The following is a 17447-nucleotide window of genomic DNA, read 5'->3' as shown; positions in this document are numbered from 1 at the left end:
CGGCTACCGGTGGCCGACGTCGCTGAACCCGCAGACGGGAGACGGAGGCAGGGGAAACCTTCGCGGATCACGGGCACGGACGGCCCTTTGCGACGTCCACCTCCTCTGTCCGAACACCCGCTCTCGCTCCACCTCCCACAACTCGGGCGAGGTGAACGCCGCCGGAAGCACCCGCGTCACCGTCGCGCGCGACTGGCCGGCCGTGAGCCACTCGGGCGGACACGCCAGGGCCACTCCGGCCGCCCGGGCCTGCTCCGCGCTCGGGGTGTTGCACCACATGCGGGCCGGGACGATGACCTGTGGCACTCCCTGGGCCATCACCGTCCGCAAGGTGCCCGCCACGCCGTGGTGGATGATCGCCGCGCAACTCGGCAGCAACTCGTTCAGCGGGACGACGTCGACAGCCCGGACGTTCGGCGGCAGCGGGCCTGCGGATCTTCCTCTGCACGCGGGACGCCGACGCTGTCGCCGCAACCGTCAAACTCCTGCACGAGGAGGGTGTGGACGCCGACGGGCAGACCTGCGACGTGCGCTCCACCGAGCAGGTGGAGGCCTTCGTGCGCGCCGCCGTCGACCGGTACGGCCCGATCGACGTCCTGGCGCGGCCGGGGATCCGGCGTGGCTCGTCTGTCGCGGCTCGGCGGGCACCTCAGTGCTCTGTCACCGTGAATGTGTTCGTGGATGCGGCTACTGGGCCGCACTCACGGTCGCTGGTGACATCTGGCTCGCGGGTCCACTGCAAGCGGTACTGAGATGCGATCCAGACTGTTCGCAGTTCTGCGCTCGGCGTTCTGGGGATGTCGAGAACGTGCCATCGGCTCCGTCCCAGGAACATCAGCGGTCACCACCCGGCCGCACGAGGACGAAGGAGAAGCCGGTATGGCGATTCAGCGGATGGACAACGTCGGCATCGTCGTCGAGGACATGGACGCCGCCATCGCGTTCTTCGTGGAACTCGGTATGGAGCTGGAGGGCAGGGCAGAGGTCGAGGGCCTCGTCGCCGACCGGTGCACCGGACTCGACGGCGTCCGCTGTGACATCGCGATGATCCGGACCCCGGACGGTCACAGTCGGCTCGAGCTGGCGAAGTACCGCAGTCCCACGGCGATCAGCTCCGGCCCGCGCAACCAGCCGCACAATATTCTGGGCACGCACCGCGTCATGTTCGCCGTCGACGACCTGGAGGACACGGTCGCCCGCCTGCGACCTCACGGCGCCGAACTCGTCGGCGAGATCGCCCGGTACGAGGACAGCTATCTGCTCTGCTACGTCCGCGGCCCGGAGGGCATCATCGTCGGACTGGCCGAGCAACTGCGCTGAGAACGAGGAACCGAACCGCGCAGCCGAGCGGGATCATCGAGGTTCCGGACCGTCAGCAGAGGTAGGAGCCTTCCGCCGCCCGAGCGTCGCCGGAACTCGCGGTTGAGGTGTCGGCGGAGTCCGTGAGGAGCGGTCCGTCGACCGGTGCTTGCGGGCGAGGGGACAGCGCCACGGGGGACCTCGTGTTCGGGAGATCGTACGTGCGCGTACGGACGGAGGCAGTCGTGGCACTCCTCATAGGACGTTGGACTTGCCCTCGCGGGTGTGCGGCTGCCGCACAGCGGACCTCGGACATGGCCGTGCCCCTATCGCGGTCTGCTGGCCGCTCCCGGCCCGGTGGGTCGTCCCAAGAGCATGCGCGGGCGGGCGGAAGACGTCCGTGTGCCCCGGCCGGGCTGTGCACGCCCTCGTCTGCCACTACAGGCGGCTCGTCCAGGGCGCACGGCGACCTCTCCTTTGGTGAAAATCTACCAGTGCTGGTGAGCTGGGCCCACGCGCCCGAGGTGTCGCGCTCCCTACCGTGGTGGACATGACGACACCCAGAGAGCGCCTGCTCAGTTCTGTGCAGATGGCGCACTTCGTCGCCCACGGCTCGCTGCGCATGGAGGCCGTGGTGCCCGCGGAGATGAATACCGAGGCCATGGAGGTCTTCGCCGCCGGCATCCCGCCGGTACCGTACGGCACGCCGGTTTCCGAGGCCTGCCCCGAGGGATCCTTCATGCGGCGCCTCGTCGAAGTGCCCGAGATCGCGGGCGCGTTGCGCAGTCTCGTCGGACCCGGACCGAACATCGACCACCACTTCGTGCACGTCCGGGAGCCGCATGAGGGCGCGGCACAGCCGCTGCACGGGGACGCGGTCATCGACGTACGTCCCGACGCCTTCGACGTGCAGCTCATGTACTACCCGCAGCAGGTGACGCTGGAGATGGGCGGCACGCTCAGCGTTCCCGGCAGCCATCTGCGGCGCACGAACGAGAGCGACACCGGCCGGTACCAGAACCTGCGCGGTCAGAGCCGACTGGTCTGCCCGGCGGGCACCGTGGTGCTTCTGCACCATGGCCTCTGGCACGGTGGCCGGCGCAACGACAGCGACACCCGCCGCTTCATGTTCAAGATCCGTTTCAACCCGACGGTACGGCAGCGGCGGCTGTGGGACACCTCGGACCTGTCGGACCCGCGTGTGGCCCAGGAGTTGAACACCGTCTTCCCCTGGTACGAGCAGGCGACCGGCCGCCTGGAACTCTTCAACCGCGTCCTGCTGTGGCGTGCGCTGACCGGCGACGAGGGCTTCGATCTCGACCACTGGGTCACCCGCGTCTCCAACCGACCGCAGGAGGTTCCCGCGTGACCACGAACGCCCCCGCCCCGGCCGCCTCTGTGGTCCGCCAGCAGGTACTGGTGCTGTACCTGGGCACCTCGGCCCTGGACTCCCCGGTCGTCGGCTGGTCGCTCTACGACGGCACCGGCCGCACGTCCCCCACCACGGGCGACAGCGACGAGCCCTCCTACGAGACAGGCCTGGCCGCCCTGTGCGACGGCTGGCGCCTGATCCAGGCGTCTCAGCTGATCCCCCCGTATCCGGGGCACGAATACGACGTGTCGTTCCTGAAGCACGAGTTCTTCTTCGAGAAGCTCGTGGACCTGGAAGACGCCGGGCAGTGACCGCGCCGGGCGGGCGGGCTTCGGCCATCGGCAGGGCACGCCATCCGGCCGGCCGACCACAGCTCGCAACACGGCCTCGATAGCGGGACGCAGCCGATGGCGGCCACGCCGAACGGCCGCTCGCTGCCGGACGGATGCGTGCGTGACAGGGAGACCCCTCGGGGCCTGCTATGGATTCCGTGCGAAGATCTACAGGCCCCATCGGGCCCCCTGCCGCAGTAACGATTCCCCGGAGCGCCCATGCGCCACGCCCACCTCCTCGCCGCCGCCGTCCTCCTGCTCTGCACTGCCTGTTCCGGCGGTCCGGACAGTGACTCGGGGCAGAGCGCGAAGAAGGCCGTGGATCACGGGGCGGCCGTGCGCGCCGCGATAGAGAAGACGAGCGCGACCAGTGCCCGGCTGGACGAGCAGATCGAACTGCGGTCCGCCGACAGCCCCACGACGTACGTGTTCGCGATCGCCGGCGCCTTCGACCTGGCGGGGGACAGGGGCCGACTCACGGTGGAGCTCAAGGACAGCGGCATGGACCCCGTCGAGGAAGTCTTCGCCGGCGACACCGTCTATGTACAAGGCTCGCGGGCGGTGGACGAGGGCAAGTGGGCCTCGGCTGTCCGGAGCGAGGCCCTGACCCGCTATTTCCTGCGGGCGCCGCTGAACGACCCCGAGCACCTGCTGGGCCAGATGAAGGCGATGCGGCAGGTGTCGAACGAGGGCGACGAGCAGGTGAACGGCGTCCCTGCGGTGCACTACCGGGGCACCATCGACCACGCCACCGCGACGCTGCGGATGACGACGGAGACCAAACAGGGGCTGGATGACCTGCGCGAGAAACTGGGCGACGACATGCCCGTCTACGCAGACGTGTGGGTCGACGAAAAGGGACGCGCCGTCCAGGCCCGGCTGTCCTACTTCGGCGGTGTGAAGGCCATGACGACGATGACACTGTCGGACTTCGGGACGCCGGTGAAGGCCGACGTGCCATCGGCCGAGCAGGTCGTCCCCGTGACGGCGGGCGAAGATGTCCTGCTGGCCTGAGCGGTGGCGAACCATGCACTGACCCTCTGGGCGACCGCCAGATCCAAGGGGATCGCGACGGGGACGACCCCGCCGGCCTGCGCGGCTGCCCCCTACCGGCTCCCGGACGGCAGCACGCTCGACACGTACTTCGACCCGTATCGGCTGGCCGGTGACCCGGAACTGCTGACGGAGACCGCGGCCACGCCGGCGGGCCTGCTGCCCGACGACACCGAGGCCCTGGCCGGGCCGGCGCTGGCCGGCATCCCGCTGGTCACGGCGGTGTCCCTGCACACCGGCCTGCCCGCCGCCTTCCTGCGCCCCGCGCCCAAGGAACACGGCACGTGGCAGCAGATCGAGGGCACCGACCTTCAGCGCCGGCGCACGGCCCTGCTGGACGACACCGCCCGCAGCGGCGCCAGCCTCCTGCGCGGCGCCCGTCTCCTCCGGATCGGGGGAGCCCTGGTCGGCACGGCCGTGTGCGTCCTGGACCGGGACGCGGGCGCCACCACCCCTCGCCGCCAAGGCCGGCCCCGACGGCGGCTTCCCCACCTGGCGGGAAGGCGACGCACCCGACCTCGACATGACCGCGGGCGCCGTCATCGCGCTCGCCCCTCACGGGCAGCGGTACGCCGAACTCGTCACCGCCGCCACCCGCTTCATCCTCGATGCCCAGCACCCCGACGGGACCTGGGCCGCGAGCTGGACCCTCAGCGAGTCCAGCGTCATCCTCCGCGCCGTCGACGCCCTGAAGGCCACCGGCAACACCCCCGGTACCGATCACCGGCGCCTGGCCACCGCTCTGACCAGCGCGACGACACGGCTGACGGCTACTCAACAACCCGACGGAGGATGGGGCCGCACACGCGACCACGACAGCGACGCCCTCTCCACCGCCCAGGCCATCCCCGTCGTCAGCGGCCACGCCCCGCCCCACGTCACCATGGCCGCGACCGCCTACCTGCTCGACCGGCAGGACGCGGCCGGCCGGTTCCCCTCTCCGCCCGACCAGACCGGCCCCCGCCCCCTGGCCTTCGACTATCCCGTCGTCGCTGACCTCCACGCACTCACCGCCCTCACACGCGCCGGGCCCCTCGGCCGATGCCCCCAGATCTGGCGTGACCGACCGGTCTGACGGCACCTACATCACGGCCGCCACCACTGCAGCGATCACGGTGACCGCGGCGAGGGCGACTATCACAGCCCGGCCGGTTCGGGACTGCATGCACCGCCTACCCCGAGATCCCCCACGGGTCGAGTACCGGCTCACCCCTCTCGGCGAAGGATTGCGCACTGTCTTCGACACCATGGCCACCTGGGCCCTGACAGTCCCCGACGCTGAACCCGCTGTCAACGCGTGAGAAACAGGTTCTACTGCCCATCCGACCGCGTCGGTGCTGTGGCCGGGTTGCGCATGCCGTCGACGCAGGAGGTCGGGGACACGTCAGGGGCCGGGCCGGCTGGCGGTGAGGGCGAGCAGGCCGTGATCGATAAAGCTGACCATCCAAGTGAAACTGTCGTCGACGGACGTGTCGATCTGGAACCCGCCGGCGGCCTCCAGGGTCGCGAACCCGTGCAGGACGCTGCGCAGCATCCGCATGGCGTGGATCTCCTGGCTGGGATCCAGCCGGTATCCGTGCAGCATGGCTGACCAGGAGGCGAGTACTCGCTGGACGGCCGGGATGAGCGGGTCGTCGGGGCCGGTCGGGCGGGCGGCGTTGCCCGCCGCGTACCGGCCGGGATGTTCGCGCACGTATGTCCGCATGGCCTGCGAGCCTGCGGCGAGGGCATCGCTGGCCGTCCGGCCCTGGGTGGCGTCCCGAATGGCATCACTGAGCTCCGTCATGGCTATGACGGCGATCCGATGAGCCACGTCGGCCTGGCTGGTGACGTGCTTGTAGAGCGAGGGAGTCTTGATCCCGAGCCGCTCGGCGAGCAAGCTCATGCTTAATTGACTGAAGCCGACCTCGTCGACCAGCGCGGCGGCCGCCTCGGTGACCAATTCGGGGGTGAGGCGGGCCCTAGGCATTGGCCAGTGTCTTGGCGAGGAAGGGCAGAGCCAGGGCGAGTACCTCGTCGGGCGTCTGTGTATGCGGGTAGTGACCCGCGCCGTCGATGACAACCAGCTCACCGAGGCCCCGGGGCAGGTCGGCGATGATGCGCTCGCCCTCCGCTCGCGGGACGGCCCAGTCCGGGTCGGCGCTCCCTTCGATCACCAGCACCGGGCAGGTGACGTTGGACAGCTGCGCACCGGCGTCGCTCGGGTTGGACTTGCACATGGCTTGCAGGACCTCCATCCGGCCGGGCTCGCTCATCTTGGCCACGATGCGCGCAAGCTCACTGTCCCAGTCGGCGGGCTTGGTGGGGAACGCCACGTCGAGGTACTTCTTCCAGTTCGCCAGACTTCCCCGCATGATGACCTGCGCCAGCTGGAGGTAACCGGCCCGGAAGCGCTTCACCCTGATCAGCCCGCCAAGGTCGAAAGACTGTGCGCGAGTGAACGGCGCCAGCTCGATGACGCCGCTGATCACCTCGGGCGCGGTGGCGGCCGCTATGGTCCCGGCACCGCCGCTGATCGACTGGCCGATGATCACGGCCGGGCCGCCGAGGTGGCGCACGAGGGCGACGAGGTCGCCGGCGATGTCGGTGCGGCTGTAGCCGTCCCAGTCCAGGCTGGAGTCACCGCAGCCGCGGATGTCGACGTTGGCGACCCGGTATCCGGCGTCGGCCAGGGCCGGGACGAGGAACCGGTAGGAGTGCCGGCTGTCGCCCATGCCGTGCGCCAGGACAACCAGCGGGCCCTGCCCCGTCACGTCATAGGCGAGGGTGTTGCCGGCGATATTCAGGTGCTCGGTCATGACGTCCTCCATGGCTAATGCTGTTAGCTGAAAGCTATCGCCATTAGCCGAAGTCCGTCAAGGCGCAAGCGGCTCGCTTGCCCTGACGGTCCGGCGTATGCCCTTCCCCAGCGCGGGAGCCTGGCGAGTGCGGCCCTCGCCGTCATCCTGGCCATCGGCCCCGCCTTCGCGTTCACCAGACGCCCGTGGAAGGACACCCCCACCTCGGTAGCCGGCAGAGGCGGCAGCTCTCCGCCGCGACGGGAAGGAAGGAGGAGGAAGGTTACTCTCTGTGCTTGTTCTTGCGGCCACTTGACGCCCCGTCAAGTGGCCGCCGGTGGGGAATCTCGCACATCGGGCCAGGCCCTCTGATCTATCCCGCGCGACCTCCACGATCGCCATCACCTCCTTGACCCCCTGCTGCGCAGGGCTGCCGCTAGGTCTGCCGTCGCAGGCTGGACGGCGCCGCTCGTACGCTGGCGGCGATCTCTGCGGCTCGGTGGTCGGCCTGGCTGTGAGGCTAGACATCGGCGCCGAGGTCTTTACGTATGGCTTCCCGAAGGGCCTGGTACGCCCGGTCGTAGCGAAGCCGCCCGGTGACGTACTCGTTGCTGTCCCGGCTGAATCCGTCAGTTACCACGTCACGCAGGTCGCGAAGGCGCCGGAACGCATCGTCGGACTTCTCGACCACGTAGCGCGGCGCGCAGATCGACAGCTCGTATCGCAGACTGGTGCAGGATTCGAGTGCCTCCCGCACTGCGCGCCCGCGCTGCAGGGGATCGGGATCCCCGTCGCGAACAGCCACACGGCAAGCGTGCCGGGCCGATGCGAGAGCAGCGAGGTAGGAGACGTAGAGCGAACGGCGGCTTTCGGTGTGCTGGTCGCCTCGTTCTCGCCTCCACCGGCGCTGATCGAGGATCCCGGCCGACGCGGTGGCGATTCCTGCGCCCACGATCGTGCTGGCCAGCGAGACCCATTCCATCGGCACCCCCGGAGCTGAACGGCTGGCGTTCCAGCGTGCTCTCGCTCGCACGTGGCGTCGAGGTGCCCGTGTCACTGCCGGCTCGTATCCTCGGGGCCTGTCACGGAGGTGCCCGATGCCCCGAACCGTCTGGAGCGGCGCGATCAGCTTCGGCCTGGTCAGCGTGCCGGTCAACGTCCAGTCGGCCACCGAGGACCACAGCGTCCGTTTTCACCAGGTCCACCTCGAAGACATGGCGCGCGTGCGCGTGCGCAAGTACTGCGAGATCGAGGACCGCGAGGTCAAGCAGGGGGAGATCGGCAAGGGCTACGAGGTCTCCAAGGGCCAGGTCATCACCGTCACCGACGAAGAACTGCGGGAAATGCCTTTGCCGACGGCGAAGGCGATCGAGATTCACGCTTTCGTGCCGGCGTCCTCGATCGACCCGCTGATGATCGCCGAGGGCTACTACCTCCAGGCGAAGGGCCAGGTGGCGGTCAAACCGTACGTCCTGCTGCGGAAGGCGCTGGAGCGGAGCTCCCAGGTCGCGGTGGCGAAGTACGCCTGGCCCGCAGAGAACGGCTGGGCCTGCTGCGGGTGAGGGACGATGCGATCGTTTTGCACGCGATGCGCTGGCCGGACGAAATCCGTGACCCTGCCGAACTGGCGCCGGAGGCAGTCGAGCTGGACGAGGACGGGGTCGGCGGCGCACAGGCCCTCATCGACTCCATGACCCGCGACGGCATCGAGGACGCCGAGTTCGCCGTGGACGAGTACACGGTGGCGCTGGAGCAGGTGATCGAGGCGAAGCTGGAGCACCGTGCGCCGCCCGTGGCGCCGACGGCTGCTGAGCCGACGGGGCGGGTGCTCGATCTGATGGCGGCGCTCGAAGAGTCCGTGGCCAAGGCGAAGGCTCCTGCGGCGAGAGGGGCGACGCCGACGTGCACCAGCTGCCGAAGAAGAAGGCCGCGGCCAGGAAGACCACCGCGAAGACGGCCACGAAGAAGGCATCGGCGGAACGGGGTGCGTGAAGGGTCGCCGTCGCTAGGCAGGCAAGGCCGTACGGTCGAGGCGCTGCCGCTGGGAGTCGGTGAGTCGGAGGTCTGTCGCAGCGAGATTCTCCTCCAGATGGGCGAGCGAGCTGGTTCCGGGGATCGGCAGGACGACAGGGGAACGGGCGAGCAGCCAGGCGAGCAGGACCTGGGGGGCGGTGGCGCCGAGTTCGGTGGCGACGGTGGCGAGCACGGATGTCTGGCCGGAGGCAGCTTCTGCGGCGACGGGGCGCCAGGGGAGAAAGGCGATGGCGGCCGCCTCGCATGCCTCCACAACCGGCTCGTAGTCCCGGTCGAGGAGGTTGTAGCGATTCTGTACGCTCGCGATCTCGGCGGTCTCCCGGGCCTCGGTGAGCTGCACGGTGGTGACCTCGGACAGCCCGATGTGGCCGATCTTCCCTTCCAGTTGGAGCTCGCGGAGCGCGCCAACCTGTTCGGCGACTGGGACCTTCGGGTCGATCCGGTGCAGTTGCAGGAGGCCGACGCGCTCGGTCCGGAGCCGACGCAGGCCTTGCTCGACCTGCTCGCGCAGGCTCCCCGGCCGTGCGTCGTACGCCCACCCTTCCGGCCCGGACTGGGTGACCCCGACCTTGGTGGTGATCAGCAGGTCGTCCGGGTACGGATGCAGGGCCTCGGCCAGAAGTTCCTCATTGGCCCCCCATCCATACAGGTGGGCGGTGTCGATCAAGGTGACGCCCAGTTCGACGGCCCGCCGGGCCACCGTGATGGCGGCTTTTCGCTCAGGGCCGGCCTCGGTCGGCAGGCGCATAGCGCCGAACCCGAGCCGGGATACCCGGTATTCGCCTCCGATTAAGAACGTGCCCGGAGTGTTCGGCGTGCTCGAAGTCATCAGTTTCCCTCTCGTCGGCCCGACAATACCTGGGCCCGCCTCATGCGAGTTCCCCGAACGCAACGCTGCCGATAGTCTCCGTTCGGGCACCGCGACACCCTCAACAGCAGCTCGATGTCTGGCCGCGAAGGCGGGCGGTTCAGCCGAGGAAGGCGAGGTCGTTGTCCGGACGGCAGACGCGGCACGCGGGCAGTCCGGAGTCCAGGAGCCGCAGGGCGTCGGCGCGGTCGATGGGGCGCCGTCGTCTGTCCGTGAGGTAGCAGTCGCCGGTGTGGACGGCGACGGGCTGCCCCCTGTCGGCCCCTGGTTCGGCGAACCAGTCTGGGCCTTTCGGCCGGTCCCGCCGCGCGCGTTCCTGTCGGCTTCCCGCTTCTGAAGGACAGCGATCTTGCTGTCGACGCGGTGCAGCCACAGGGCGTGCCACACCCGCAGGGTGTGCAGCCGTGCCAGGTCAGACGGCAAGTCATCGAACCTGTTTCCGATTTAGACCGGAGAGCGAGGGGGTGGCTCCTCGCGCGTTCGAATATTAGTTCGATGGCATGGGGTGGGGGAGGTGAGTGTCATGACGGCTGGAGCTCGGCCCGGGGGAGTGGCGAGTGTGATGCATGTGCGCTGCCCCGACCGTCTGCCCGACACCACATACAGGCGGGTCCTAAAGCTCCTCGCGGACCTGTCCCCGGTGGTCCAGGCGCTGCCCCGTCCGCGGCCCTGGTGGAGCTGAAGGGCGCGCTGCGCTACCACAGCGCCGACGCCCGCAGGCTTGGAGAAATCGTGCGTCTCCGGAGCGTCGCGCTACTGGGTGTCGACGTACGGGTCGGGATCGGGCTGACGATCACGGTCGCGGCCACCGCCTCCCGCCAGATCACTGATCCCGGCGGCGTCCTCGCCGTCGACTCCGGCCAGGTCACCGACCGGCTGGCACCGCTGCCCGTCGCCGCTCTCCACGGCATCGGCCCCTACCCGGCCGCCGTCCTGCGGGGATACGGGGTGGACCGCGTCGGCCTGCTCGCCGGACTGGAGTCGGCCACCGTGCAGCGCATCCTGGGAGGCCGCGCCGGACGCCTGACCCGCCGACCGCGCCCGCGACCCCCGCCCCGTCGCCCCGCGCGCCCTGCCCACCTCCACGAGCGTAGCGTCACCTTCCCCCGCGACATTCTGGACGGCGCCGCAGTCCGCGCCGCGCTGCTCGATCTGGTCGTCCAGCTCGGACAGATGCTGCGCCGGCGCGGGCAGGTGGCCCGCGCCCTAGGCCTGACGCGCAAGTTCGTCGGCGGCCCGTCCTGGGAGAAGTCGCGCCGCCTGACGGAAGCCTCCGGGCACGAGGACGATCTGCGGACCATGGCGTATCGGCTCATCGATGCCGCGGGCCTCCAGCGAGGCCGTCTCACCGGGCTGTCCCTCCGAGGCGAGGACCTGGCCGGCGCCGACCACGTCGCCCAGCAGATCAGGTTCGACCATGCCCGCGAGGACCGGCTGGTCGCCACACTCCTGCGCGTTTCCTGACTCCGCCGCCTTCGCTTGCCGCGCCCCCAGCCTCCGGGCATCACGACTCTGTGCGGGGGCAGTGCTGTTACCCATTTTCGGGTGACAGCCGGCACGGGACCGGGGTGGCGCGGTGTGGCGGCTGCGAGGGGTGAGCCGGTTCCTGTCCGGGGGATGGAGCTGTCGTGTCGTCAACTTCGGGTATGAGCGGCATACATGGATGAGCAGGCGAGAGTCATGGAAATATGGGCAAGCAGTAACGCAGTCCATGTTTTCCCCTCAACTCCCGCACGTGGTGGACAGGGTGTGTCTGCGCGGCCGACCGGCTGCCACCCGCACACCGCACCAACCCTCGCGTCGGCCGTGAAGGCCGTCGGGGGAGGAGTGCCTGCACCTTGGGGGACTTCTTGTCCGCTTCTGCTTCTGCCACCGCCCGTCGTCTGGCCCCGGCCGCGCTCGAGGCCGGCGCTCTCGTCTCGGTGGCGGCGCTGCCGGCATCCGCTGCCGGGCACGCGCGTCCGCAGCACCCGAAGGTGGAGATCTCCGCCGTCCAGTACGACTCCCCGGGACGCGACGACCGCTCCAACAAGTCGCTGAACAAGGAGTGGGTGGAACTCACCAACACCACCCGCAACACGATCAACCTCGGCGACTGGACCCTCGAGGACGAGGCCGGCCCACCTACACCTTCGACCACTACCGCCTGGCCGGCCGCGCCACGGTCCGTATCCACACCGGTGAGGGCCGCGACACCCGCACCGACCTCTACCAGGACCGCCGCAACTACGTGTGGAACAACGACCGGGACACCGCGACCCTGCGCAACGACCACGGCCGCTTCATCGACGACGAGTCCTGGGGCCGCGACCACGACCGCGACCACCGGGGCGACGCCCGCCGCCGCGCCTGAGCCTGCCACCCACCCACGCACGTGAGAGACGGAGACGCGTCGGGCCCGCAAGGATCCGGCGCGCCGCCGACATCCGGCACCAGGCAACGGATCGGGCACCTCCCCGTCAGGGAGGTGCCCGATCCGTTCCGTCTTCAGGCCGAAGGCAATGGCGCCGGATGCCCTCTCCAACGCCTGGCTCAAGGCGACGGCATTCAGCTGGTGCAGGATGTCGACGACGACCCTTGTGGTCTTCGGGGAGGATCTCTTTGGCGAGGGCAGATGACGGTGCGGGCGATGCCTCCGCGGCGTCCGGTCCGGACTGCTAGGCCACGGCCCGCGCTCCCCGCCCGGCCGGCCTCCTGGCCCAGTTGGCCCCACCTCTTCGGCCCCGGCTCCGACGACAGCGGTGCGGCGGTCGTCCTGCGCTGAGGGAGCGCCGGGCCCCTTGACTAGAGTGATCGTATGGATTCTCGGGGGAGCGCACTCAAGCTCACGGCGGTACTGGCTCTGGTCGTACTCGCTTTGACCGGTTTCTCGTCGGGGCGGCACGGCCACGGCAGAAGCAGCAAGGGCAGCGGTGGTGGGGGTTGCAGCAGCTCCAGCCAGAACCACGGCGGCTCGTCGACGAGTTCGGGATCGACTTCGGGGAGCGGTTCGTCGGGCTCGTACCGCTCCGATGACGACGACTCCACGTACGGCAGCGGCAGCAACACCAGCGGCGGCGGGAGCGGTTACACCCAGCGCCCCGGCTATCGCTCAACGCCCTCCTCCTCGAGCACGGGTTCCGGCTCGGCGCTGAAGGCCGGCACGGCGAAGCTGGTCAGCTGTGCGACCGCGTCCACCCCGTACGCGACGGTCGAGATCGCGAACCCGAACAGGCGCAGGGCCGACTTCCAGGCCTGGGTCACCTTCTACGACGCCGAGGGCACTTTGCTCATCAGGACCCGGTCCGGCATGGTCACCGTGCCGACGAAGGGCAAGGCGAACACCGAGGTGAAGCTCGGTCAGCGTTTCCTGGCTTCAGTCGACTACTGCCAGGTCGACCAACAGGTCGAACCGGCGAACTGAGCGGTCAGCCTCTGAGCCCGGTGAGGAACTCGACCAACGCCTCGTTCATCTCGGTGGGACGGTGGATGCCTTCCCGCACACCGACTGCCGCGCTCCCCGGCCCGGGGGCGAAGGGAAAGGCGTCCTCCCTCGCACCGGGAGGTGCCTGAGCCCGCCCAGTTCCAGGACCTCAGCTTCGTTCTGCGGTACCAGCTCCTCGCGGACTGCCTGAGTATGGCGCTGGAAGCCCGTCCAGTCGGCCGGGAGGCTGCCCGGCGAACGAGCTCGCCACGGTCTGGCATGGTGGCGCGCAACACACCCGCCCGGCAAGGAAGAAGGTGCTCCCGCTTCCGTAACTGCTCGCGTGGTGGCGCGCGTCCGCGATCCTGCGGTTCGGACAGCAGATGGTCCCGTCAGACTTGCCAGTCCAGCTGCGGTTCAGGGACTCCGATCGAGCGCCCGTGTGCCTGTGCTGCTTGGCGGCCTTCGGCTTGTCCGCGTGGGTATCGGAAGGTTTTTCCGGCGAAGACCACAAACGTCTCGTCGGCGGTGTGGAAATCGACGTACCAACCGCCCGCTGGAGCAAGGCAGGTGGCCATGTGCTGGGCAAGGCGTTCGGCGTCGGCTTCCGGAGCGGTGAAGTCCAGAAGGGTCCATTGTCGTGGCTGGTCAGCGGACGCGGTGGTCATTTCGATCCGCGAGATCTTGGTGATCTGAAGCGGGATCCCGCTCAGCTCGGCTCCGATGCGCAGACTCTCGGCGACAAGCACACCCTCAAGCACCGGTCCTCCTCGGTCTCGGTGCGGCGAGACTAACGGGGCGGTGGCTGCCGCGGTAACCACTTTGCTGCTGCCCACCACCTGCGGACGGGATACGGCCTCGCGCGGGCCGTCCGGAACGTGGTCAGCGGTGCGTGCCGAGCGTCGAAAGCCGCATGCCTCCGTCCGCACTACCCCCAACCGCGTCGGCCCGCCGCGCGGGCGCATGGGAGTAACTCCCGCCCAGCACATGGCTGGGCGGGAGCGGTGCGGTCCCCTCCGGTCGTTCTTCAGCACGAGGGGACGGCGCGGCCTTCCAGACGGGAAGGTCCGACGCCCGGGGAAGGCGTCCGTCTTCCATGGTGCGCCCTGCCCGGAGCGTCGCAAGGAGATGTACGTTTTCGCCGCCAAAAGCGTTCGGTGGAGCCTGTTTTGATCTCACGGGGGGAGTGTCATGGCGTATTGGGCGCGGGATGCGGCTGGGGCTACCGGCGGCATTGTTCCGTAACCCCATGATCACGTTGAGTGGCGGGGGGTTGGTCCACCATGCTGGCGTCCAGCCTTCCGCGGCGCTTCAGCACCGCTGCGGAGGGCCCCTTTCAGACACTCAAGTGCAGGGGAATGGTGCGATGTCCAGGAAGCAGGTGTGGATCGTTGCTGTACTGGCGGCGGTCCTCGCATGGAGCACGGTGATGACCGTGCTGGGCCAGCTCGCGGCCGTAGCCGCGCTGCTGCCCTCACTCGGACTGCTCGTTCAGCAGATCACCGCCGCCTTCACCGGTATGGAGACGCGGCGCACCGGCGCTGCGGATTCTGCGCCGGCCGCGGCCGGGCCGGAGGAACCGCTGCGATGAGGCCACCGTCCGTACCGGAACAGCCAGAAGCCGACGAGCCCAGCAGGCGGGGCCGTAAACCGGGAGAGATCTCGGACGAGGCAGGCGTCTGCCACCGGGCCTGGCTGAAGCCGGTCCGCAGCCGCCTGACCGCCTCCCGTCTCACCCTCGACGACCTCGTCAGCCTCACCGGATACTCCAAGACCCGCATCTCCACCCTCCTGCGCGGCATGGAGTACTACCCCGGCTGGGAGATCACCTACAGCGTGGTCCGCGCCCTGGACCTCCCCGTCTGGCCGCTGCGCCGGCTGTGGACCGCGGCTGCCCGTGAAGCGGAAAAGGACCAGGAGTGGATCGAGGAACGCATACACGAAGTCCAGTCCCTCCAGCAGGAACAGCCGCCCGTGGCCCACCGCGCCTTCACCGAGGCCATGCGCGAGCCCTACACCGCCTACGCCCGCGCCTTACTCCACAACGAACGGCGAGCCCACTGGGTCGTCGCGGAAACCTGCGACATCCTCTGGCTCGGCTGGGACGAAGCCGTCGCGAGCTCCGACGTACGCCGCCACGCCTGGCGCCTGCTGCGCTCACGCGTCATGCTCCGCGCCCACCACGCCAACGGATACCCCGACCTGCGGCCGGCGGCGTTCTCCACCGTCGCTCAGAGCCGCATCGGCGACCTCGCGGCCCGCTTCGCCGAAGTCAGCGAACTGGCCACCTTCTTCGACGCAGTCGGCCAACTGCCCCCGGACCAGCTCGACATCATCGTCCTGCGCCACCTGTGCGGCATCGACAACGCTGCCGTCCCCACCATCACCGGCCTGCCCCCGGCCCGCGTCCACGCCTACGACCACCACGCCCGAGGGGCCCTGGAGACCATCCACCTTCGCCACGACGAGCCGGGAGTGACCACCCCGAAATGAAAGCCATCGACGATCTCCTCGCCCGCTCCCTGCTCCTGAAAGACCCCCAGATCCCGCAGGACACCGTCGCCTACAACGACACCGCCTACCCCGTCCCCGTGATCGATGCCCTTTTGAGGGAGGACCTCGGACACGACCTGGCGGACGAAACCGCAGCCGCGCACCTGCGGTCGCTGTGCGAAGTGGCCGTCAGCCACTCCTCGCCCGGGCAACTCGCCGGACAGCTCGCCGACTTCATCACCGACCAGCTGCCCGCCCCCCGCGGCGCCTGGCTCCTGGGCTGCCTCCTGCAGCTCACCGACGCTGAAGACGGCGCCCGCTTCTGGTGGCAGTACGCCGCCGGCGCCGGCGACAGCGCCGCCTCCTACTGCCTCTACCTCCACCACCGCGCCCTCGGCGACCGCCACGCTGCTGCCCTCTGGCACGACCAGACCGACCTTGCCGACGACGACGCCGACCTCGTCCACAGAAACGGCATCGACGACAGCGTCCCCACCTTCCTGCGCATCCTCCAGCACCTCACCCCTGCCACCCGCCGCGCGCACACCGATGCCACCCTCGCCGTCATGGACTACGTCGCCGCCGCCGTCACCGCCGGCTACGACCGCCACCCCGAATACGAGATTCCGCTCCCGGGGCCGTACTTCGCCGACCACCTCGAGATCCTCCTCGCCGCCACCTCTCCGCATCCGTACCGCGGACGGCAGCAGACCCGCGCTCTTCCCAACCGCCCCACCACAGACACCGACACATACGACCGGCCGGACGAAGAGCATGCGGAGGAACCGGATCGGGTCCTGGTGGAGGTCGCGGCCGCTGACGACGAATCCGCGTCAGCGTTCCGTGAAGCCGTCGCCGCCTGCTGGGAGAGGGCCACCCTGCGCACGGCCCGCGCGAGAGAAGCGGACCGGCCCGGCGTGCGGCTGTCCTACTACCTCGACCGGCGGCCCCTCACCGAGGCGCTCCAGGCATCCCACCCCCGCACCGCACAGGATCAGAGATGACCTCGTTCGCGCGTCGAAAGTCGCTTTGCCGGTGGGCAGGCTCTCCCTCCCGGCAGTTTGCCCAGGTGCTGGGCAGGGCTGAGGTGACGGGTGTTTTGGTGGGGGCGGAGGAGGAGCGGTGCGGGGTTTCGAAGTGGGACAGACGGTCGTGCGGCGTGACGTGTACCGCGGTGGGCGGGTGTGGAGTGAGCAGGCGCTGCGTGTCGTTGCCGACACGGGGGAGGCTCTGGTGACTGCGTGTGCGCCGGGGGCGGAGGCGCGTTGGCCAGCCCCGTATGCCAAGGCCCGTGCCGACGACGACCGTCCGGTGCGTAAGGAGGCGTTCGATGCGATGGCGGCGGGGGAGTGGGAGCTTACGGACGGCCGGTGGCAGGAGACCGAGTTGCTGCTGTGGAAGCCACCCGGTGTGTGGTTCAGCGTCAACGCTTTCTTCGTTCCCGCCGACGGCGGGCGCCGGCTGCGGAACTGGTACGTGAACTTCGAGCGTCCCATGGTCCGGACTGCCGAGGGGTTCGACACCTTCGATCTCGCCGTGGACCTGGTTGTCGACCCCGGCCTGAGCCGGTGGCAGTGGAAGGACGAGGACGAGTACGCCCACGTGCGACGGCTCGGCATCATCACCGACACCGAGCACCGGGCCGTGGACGACGCCCGCGCCCGGATCCTCGCACTCATCGAGGAACGCTCTGGTCCGTTCACGAACGCCGCCGGGTGGGCGTCCTGGCGGTGGGATCCGGCCTGGCCTCTCCCGTGTCTGCCGCAGCCCGTTCCGGCCGCGACTGAAGGATGCCCCGCAGGCGGCTGAACCAGTT

The 17447-nt window shown here is 69.5% G+C and carries 19 protein-coding genes and 3 pseudogenes; 15 read left to right on the top strand and 7 right to left on the bottom strand.

What is annotated here, in order from left to right; genetic code table 11:
- Positions 1 to 3: 3 nt before the first annotated feature.
- Complete coding sequence (locus QA861_RS24610; protein ID WP_334590747.1) at positions 4 to 474, bottom strand: glycosyltransferase; 471 nt, start codon at positions 472 to 474, stop codon at positions 4 to 6.
- On the opposite strand from QA861_RS24610, the gene QA861_RS24605 reads away from it, so the two are divergent.
- The 7 genes and pseudogenes from QA861_RS24605 (at position 429) to QA861_RS24575 (ending at position 5357) form a co-directional block, all read left to right on the top strand.
- On the top strand, positions 429 to 752 hold the full coding sequence (locus tag QA861_RS24605) for an SDR family NAD(P)-dependent oxidoreductase (RefSeq protein WP_334594829.1): 324 nt from the start codon (positions 429 to 431) through the stop codon (positions 750 to 752). The genes QA861_RS24610 and QA861_RS24605 overlap by 46 nt on opposite strands.
- Positions 753 to 879: 127 nt before the next feature.
- On the top strand, positions 880 to 1320 hold the full coding sequence (locus QA861_RS24600; RefSeq protein ID WP_334590746.1) for a VOC family protein: 441 nt from the start codon (positions 880 to 882) through the stop codon (positions 1318 to 1320).
- A gap of 529 nt (positions 1321 to 1849) precedes the next feature.
- A complete protein-coding gene (locus QA861_RS24595; RefSeq protein WP_334590745.1) occupies positions 1850 to 2668 on the top strand; it encodes a phytanoyl-CoA dioxygenase family protein in 819 nt (272 codons plus the stop codon).
- Complete coding sequence (locus QA861_RS24590) at positions 2665 to 2982, top strand: hypothetical protein (protein WP_334590744.1); 318 nt, start codon at positions 2665 to 2667, stop codon at positions 2980 to 2982. The genes QA861_RS24595 and QA861_RS24590 overlap by 4 nt, the downstream gene beginning before the upstream one ends.
- Before the next feature lie 240 nt (positions 2983 to 3222).
- Positions 3223 to 4017, top strand: coding sequence for an SCO4651 family lipoprotein (locus QA861_RS24585; RefSeq protein ID WP_334590743.1), 795 nt, complete (start codon positions 3223 to 3225; stop codon positions 4015 to 4017).
- A 556-nt stretch (positions 4018 to 4573) separates the two neighbouring features.
- A pseudogene (locus QA861_RS24580) lies at positions 4574 to 5131 on the top strand (prenyltransferase/squalene oxidase repeat-containing protein); the annotation flags it as partial.
- Positions 5132 to 5219: 88 nt separating this feature from the next.
- Positions 5220 to 5357 carry a winged helix-turn-helix transcriptional regulator gene (locus tag QA861_RS24575; RefSeq protein WP_334590742.1) on the top strand — a complete coding sequence of 46 codons (138 nt, stop codon included), beginning with the start codon at positions 5220 to 5222 and terminating at the stop codon, positions 5355 to 5357.
- Between the two features lie 83 nt (positions 5358 to 5440).
- On the opposite strand, the gene QA861_RS24570 is transcribed toward QA861_RS24575, so the two are convergent.
- The 3 genes from QA861_RS24570 to QA861_RS24560 form a co-directional block, all read right to left on the bottom strand.
- Positions 5441 to 6025: a TetR/AcrR family transcriptional regulator gene (locus QA861_RS24570; protein WP_334590741.1), complete on the bottom strand. Its 585-nt coding sequence runs from the start codon at positions 6023 to 6025 to the stop codon at positions 5441 to 5443.
- Entirely contained in the window at positions 6018 to 6854 is an 837-nt protein-coding gene (locus QA861_RS24565) for an alpha/beta fold hydrolase (RefSeq protein WP_334590740.1), read from the bottom strand. Before QA861_RS24565 ends, QA861_RS24570 begins: the two co-directional genes overlap by 8 nt.
- Positions 6855 to 7353: 499 nt before the next feature.
- Complete coding sequence (locus QA861_RS24560; RefSeq protein ID WP_334590739.1) at positions 7354 to 7821, bottom strand: hypothetical protein; 468 nt, start codon at positions 7819 to 7821, stop codon at positions 7354 to 7356.
- Between the two features lie 109 nt (positions 7822 to 7930).
- On the opposite strand from QA861_RS24560, the pseudogene ku reads away from it, so the two are divergent.
- Positions 7931 to 8825: pseudogene (gene ku, locus QA861_RS24555) on the top strand (non-homologous end joining protein Ku).
- A gap of 13 nt (positions 8826 to 8838) precedes the next feature.
- On the opposite strand, the gene QA861_RS24550 reads toward ku, so the two are convergent.
- Complete coding sequence (locus QA861_RS24550) at positions 8839 to 9696, bottom strand: aldo/keto reductase (protein ID WP_334590738.1); 858 nt, start codon at positions 9694 to 9696, stop codon at positions 8839 to 8841.
- 139 nt (positions 9697 to 9835) lie between these two features.
- The gene (locus tag QA861_RS47110) at positions 9836 to 10108 is read right to left on the bottom strand and encodes a DUF6233 domain-containing protein (protein WP_443041665.1); all 273 of its coding nucleotides are present in this window, start codon (positions 10106 to 10108) and stop codon (positions 9836 to 9838) included.
- Positions 10109 to 10467: 359 nt separating this feature from the next.
- Between QA861_RS47110 and QA861_RS24545 the strand changes: the two genes are divergently transcribed.
- The 3 genes and pseudogenes from QA861_RS24545 to QA861_RS24535 all read left to right on the top strand — a co-directional run bounded on the left by QA861_RS24545 (position 10468) and on the right by QA861_RS24535 (position 13138).
- Entirely contained in the window at positions 10468 to 11199 is a 732-nt protein-coding gene (locus QA861_RS24545) for a DinB/UmuC family translesion DNA polymerase (RefSeq protein WP_334590737.1), read from the top strand.
- Positions 11200 to 11585: 386 nt separating this feature from the next.
- A pseudogene (locus QA861_RS24540) lies at positions 11586 to 12088 on the top strand (lamin tail domain-containing protein).
- A gap of 444 nt (positions 12089 to 12532) precedes the next feature.
- Positions 12533 to 13138: a hypothetical protein gene (locus QA861_RS24535; protein WP_334590736.1), complete on the top strand. Its 606-nt coding sequence runs from the start codon at positions 12533 to 12535 to the stop codon at positions 13136 to 13138.
- 392 nt (positions 13139 to 13530) lie between these two features.
- On the opposite strand, the gene QA861_RS24530 is transcribed toward QA861_RS24535, so the two are convergent.
- Positions 13531 to 13899, bottom strand: coding sequence for a hypothetical protein (locus tag QA861_RS24530; RefSeq protein WP_334590735.1), 369 nt, complete (start codon positions 13897 to 13899; stop codon positions 13531 to 13533).
- A gap of 605 nt (positions 13900 to 14504) precedes the next feature.
- Between QA861_RS24530 and QA861_RS24525 the strand changes: the two genes are divergently transcribed.
- From QA861_RS24525 to QA861_RS24510, 4 genes are all read left to right on the top strand, one after another.
- On the top strand, positions 14505 to 14729 hold the full coding sequence (locus QA861_RS24525; RefSeq protein WP_334590734.1) for a hypothetical protein: 225 nt from the start codon (positions 14505 to 14507) through the stop codon (positions 14727 to 14729).
- Entirely contained in the window at positions 14726 to 15631 is a 906-nt protein-coding gene (locus tag QA861_RS24520) for an RNA polymerase sigma factor (protein WP_334590733.1), read from the top strand. Before QA861_RS24525 ends, QA861_RS24520 begins: the two co-directional genes overlap by 4 nt.
- Positions 15628 to 16635, top strand: a complete 1008-nt coding sequence (locus QA861_RS24515) for a DUF6207 family protein (protein ID WP_334590732.1) — start codon at positions 15628 to 15630, stop codon at positions 16633 to 16635. The genes QA861_RS24520 and QA861_RS24515 overlap by 4 nt, the downstream gene beginning before the upstream one ends.
- Before the next feature lie 118 nt (positions 16636 to 16753).
- Positions 16754 to 17440, top strand: a complete 687-nt coding sequence (locus QA861_RS24510) for a ribonuclease FAU-1 family protein (protein WP_334590731.1) — start codon at positions 16754 to 16756, stop codon at positions 17438 to 17440.
- Positions 17441 to 17447: the final 7 nt, after the last annotated feature.

Source organism: Streptomyces sp. B21-083 (assembly GCF_036898825.1).
GTDB lineage: Bacteria > Actinomycetota > Actinomycetes > Streptomycetales > Streptomycetaceae > Streptomyces.
This window is presented reverse-complemented; position numbering and strand designations above follow the sequence as displayed.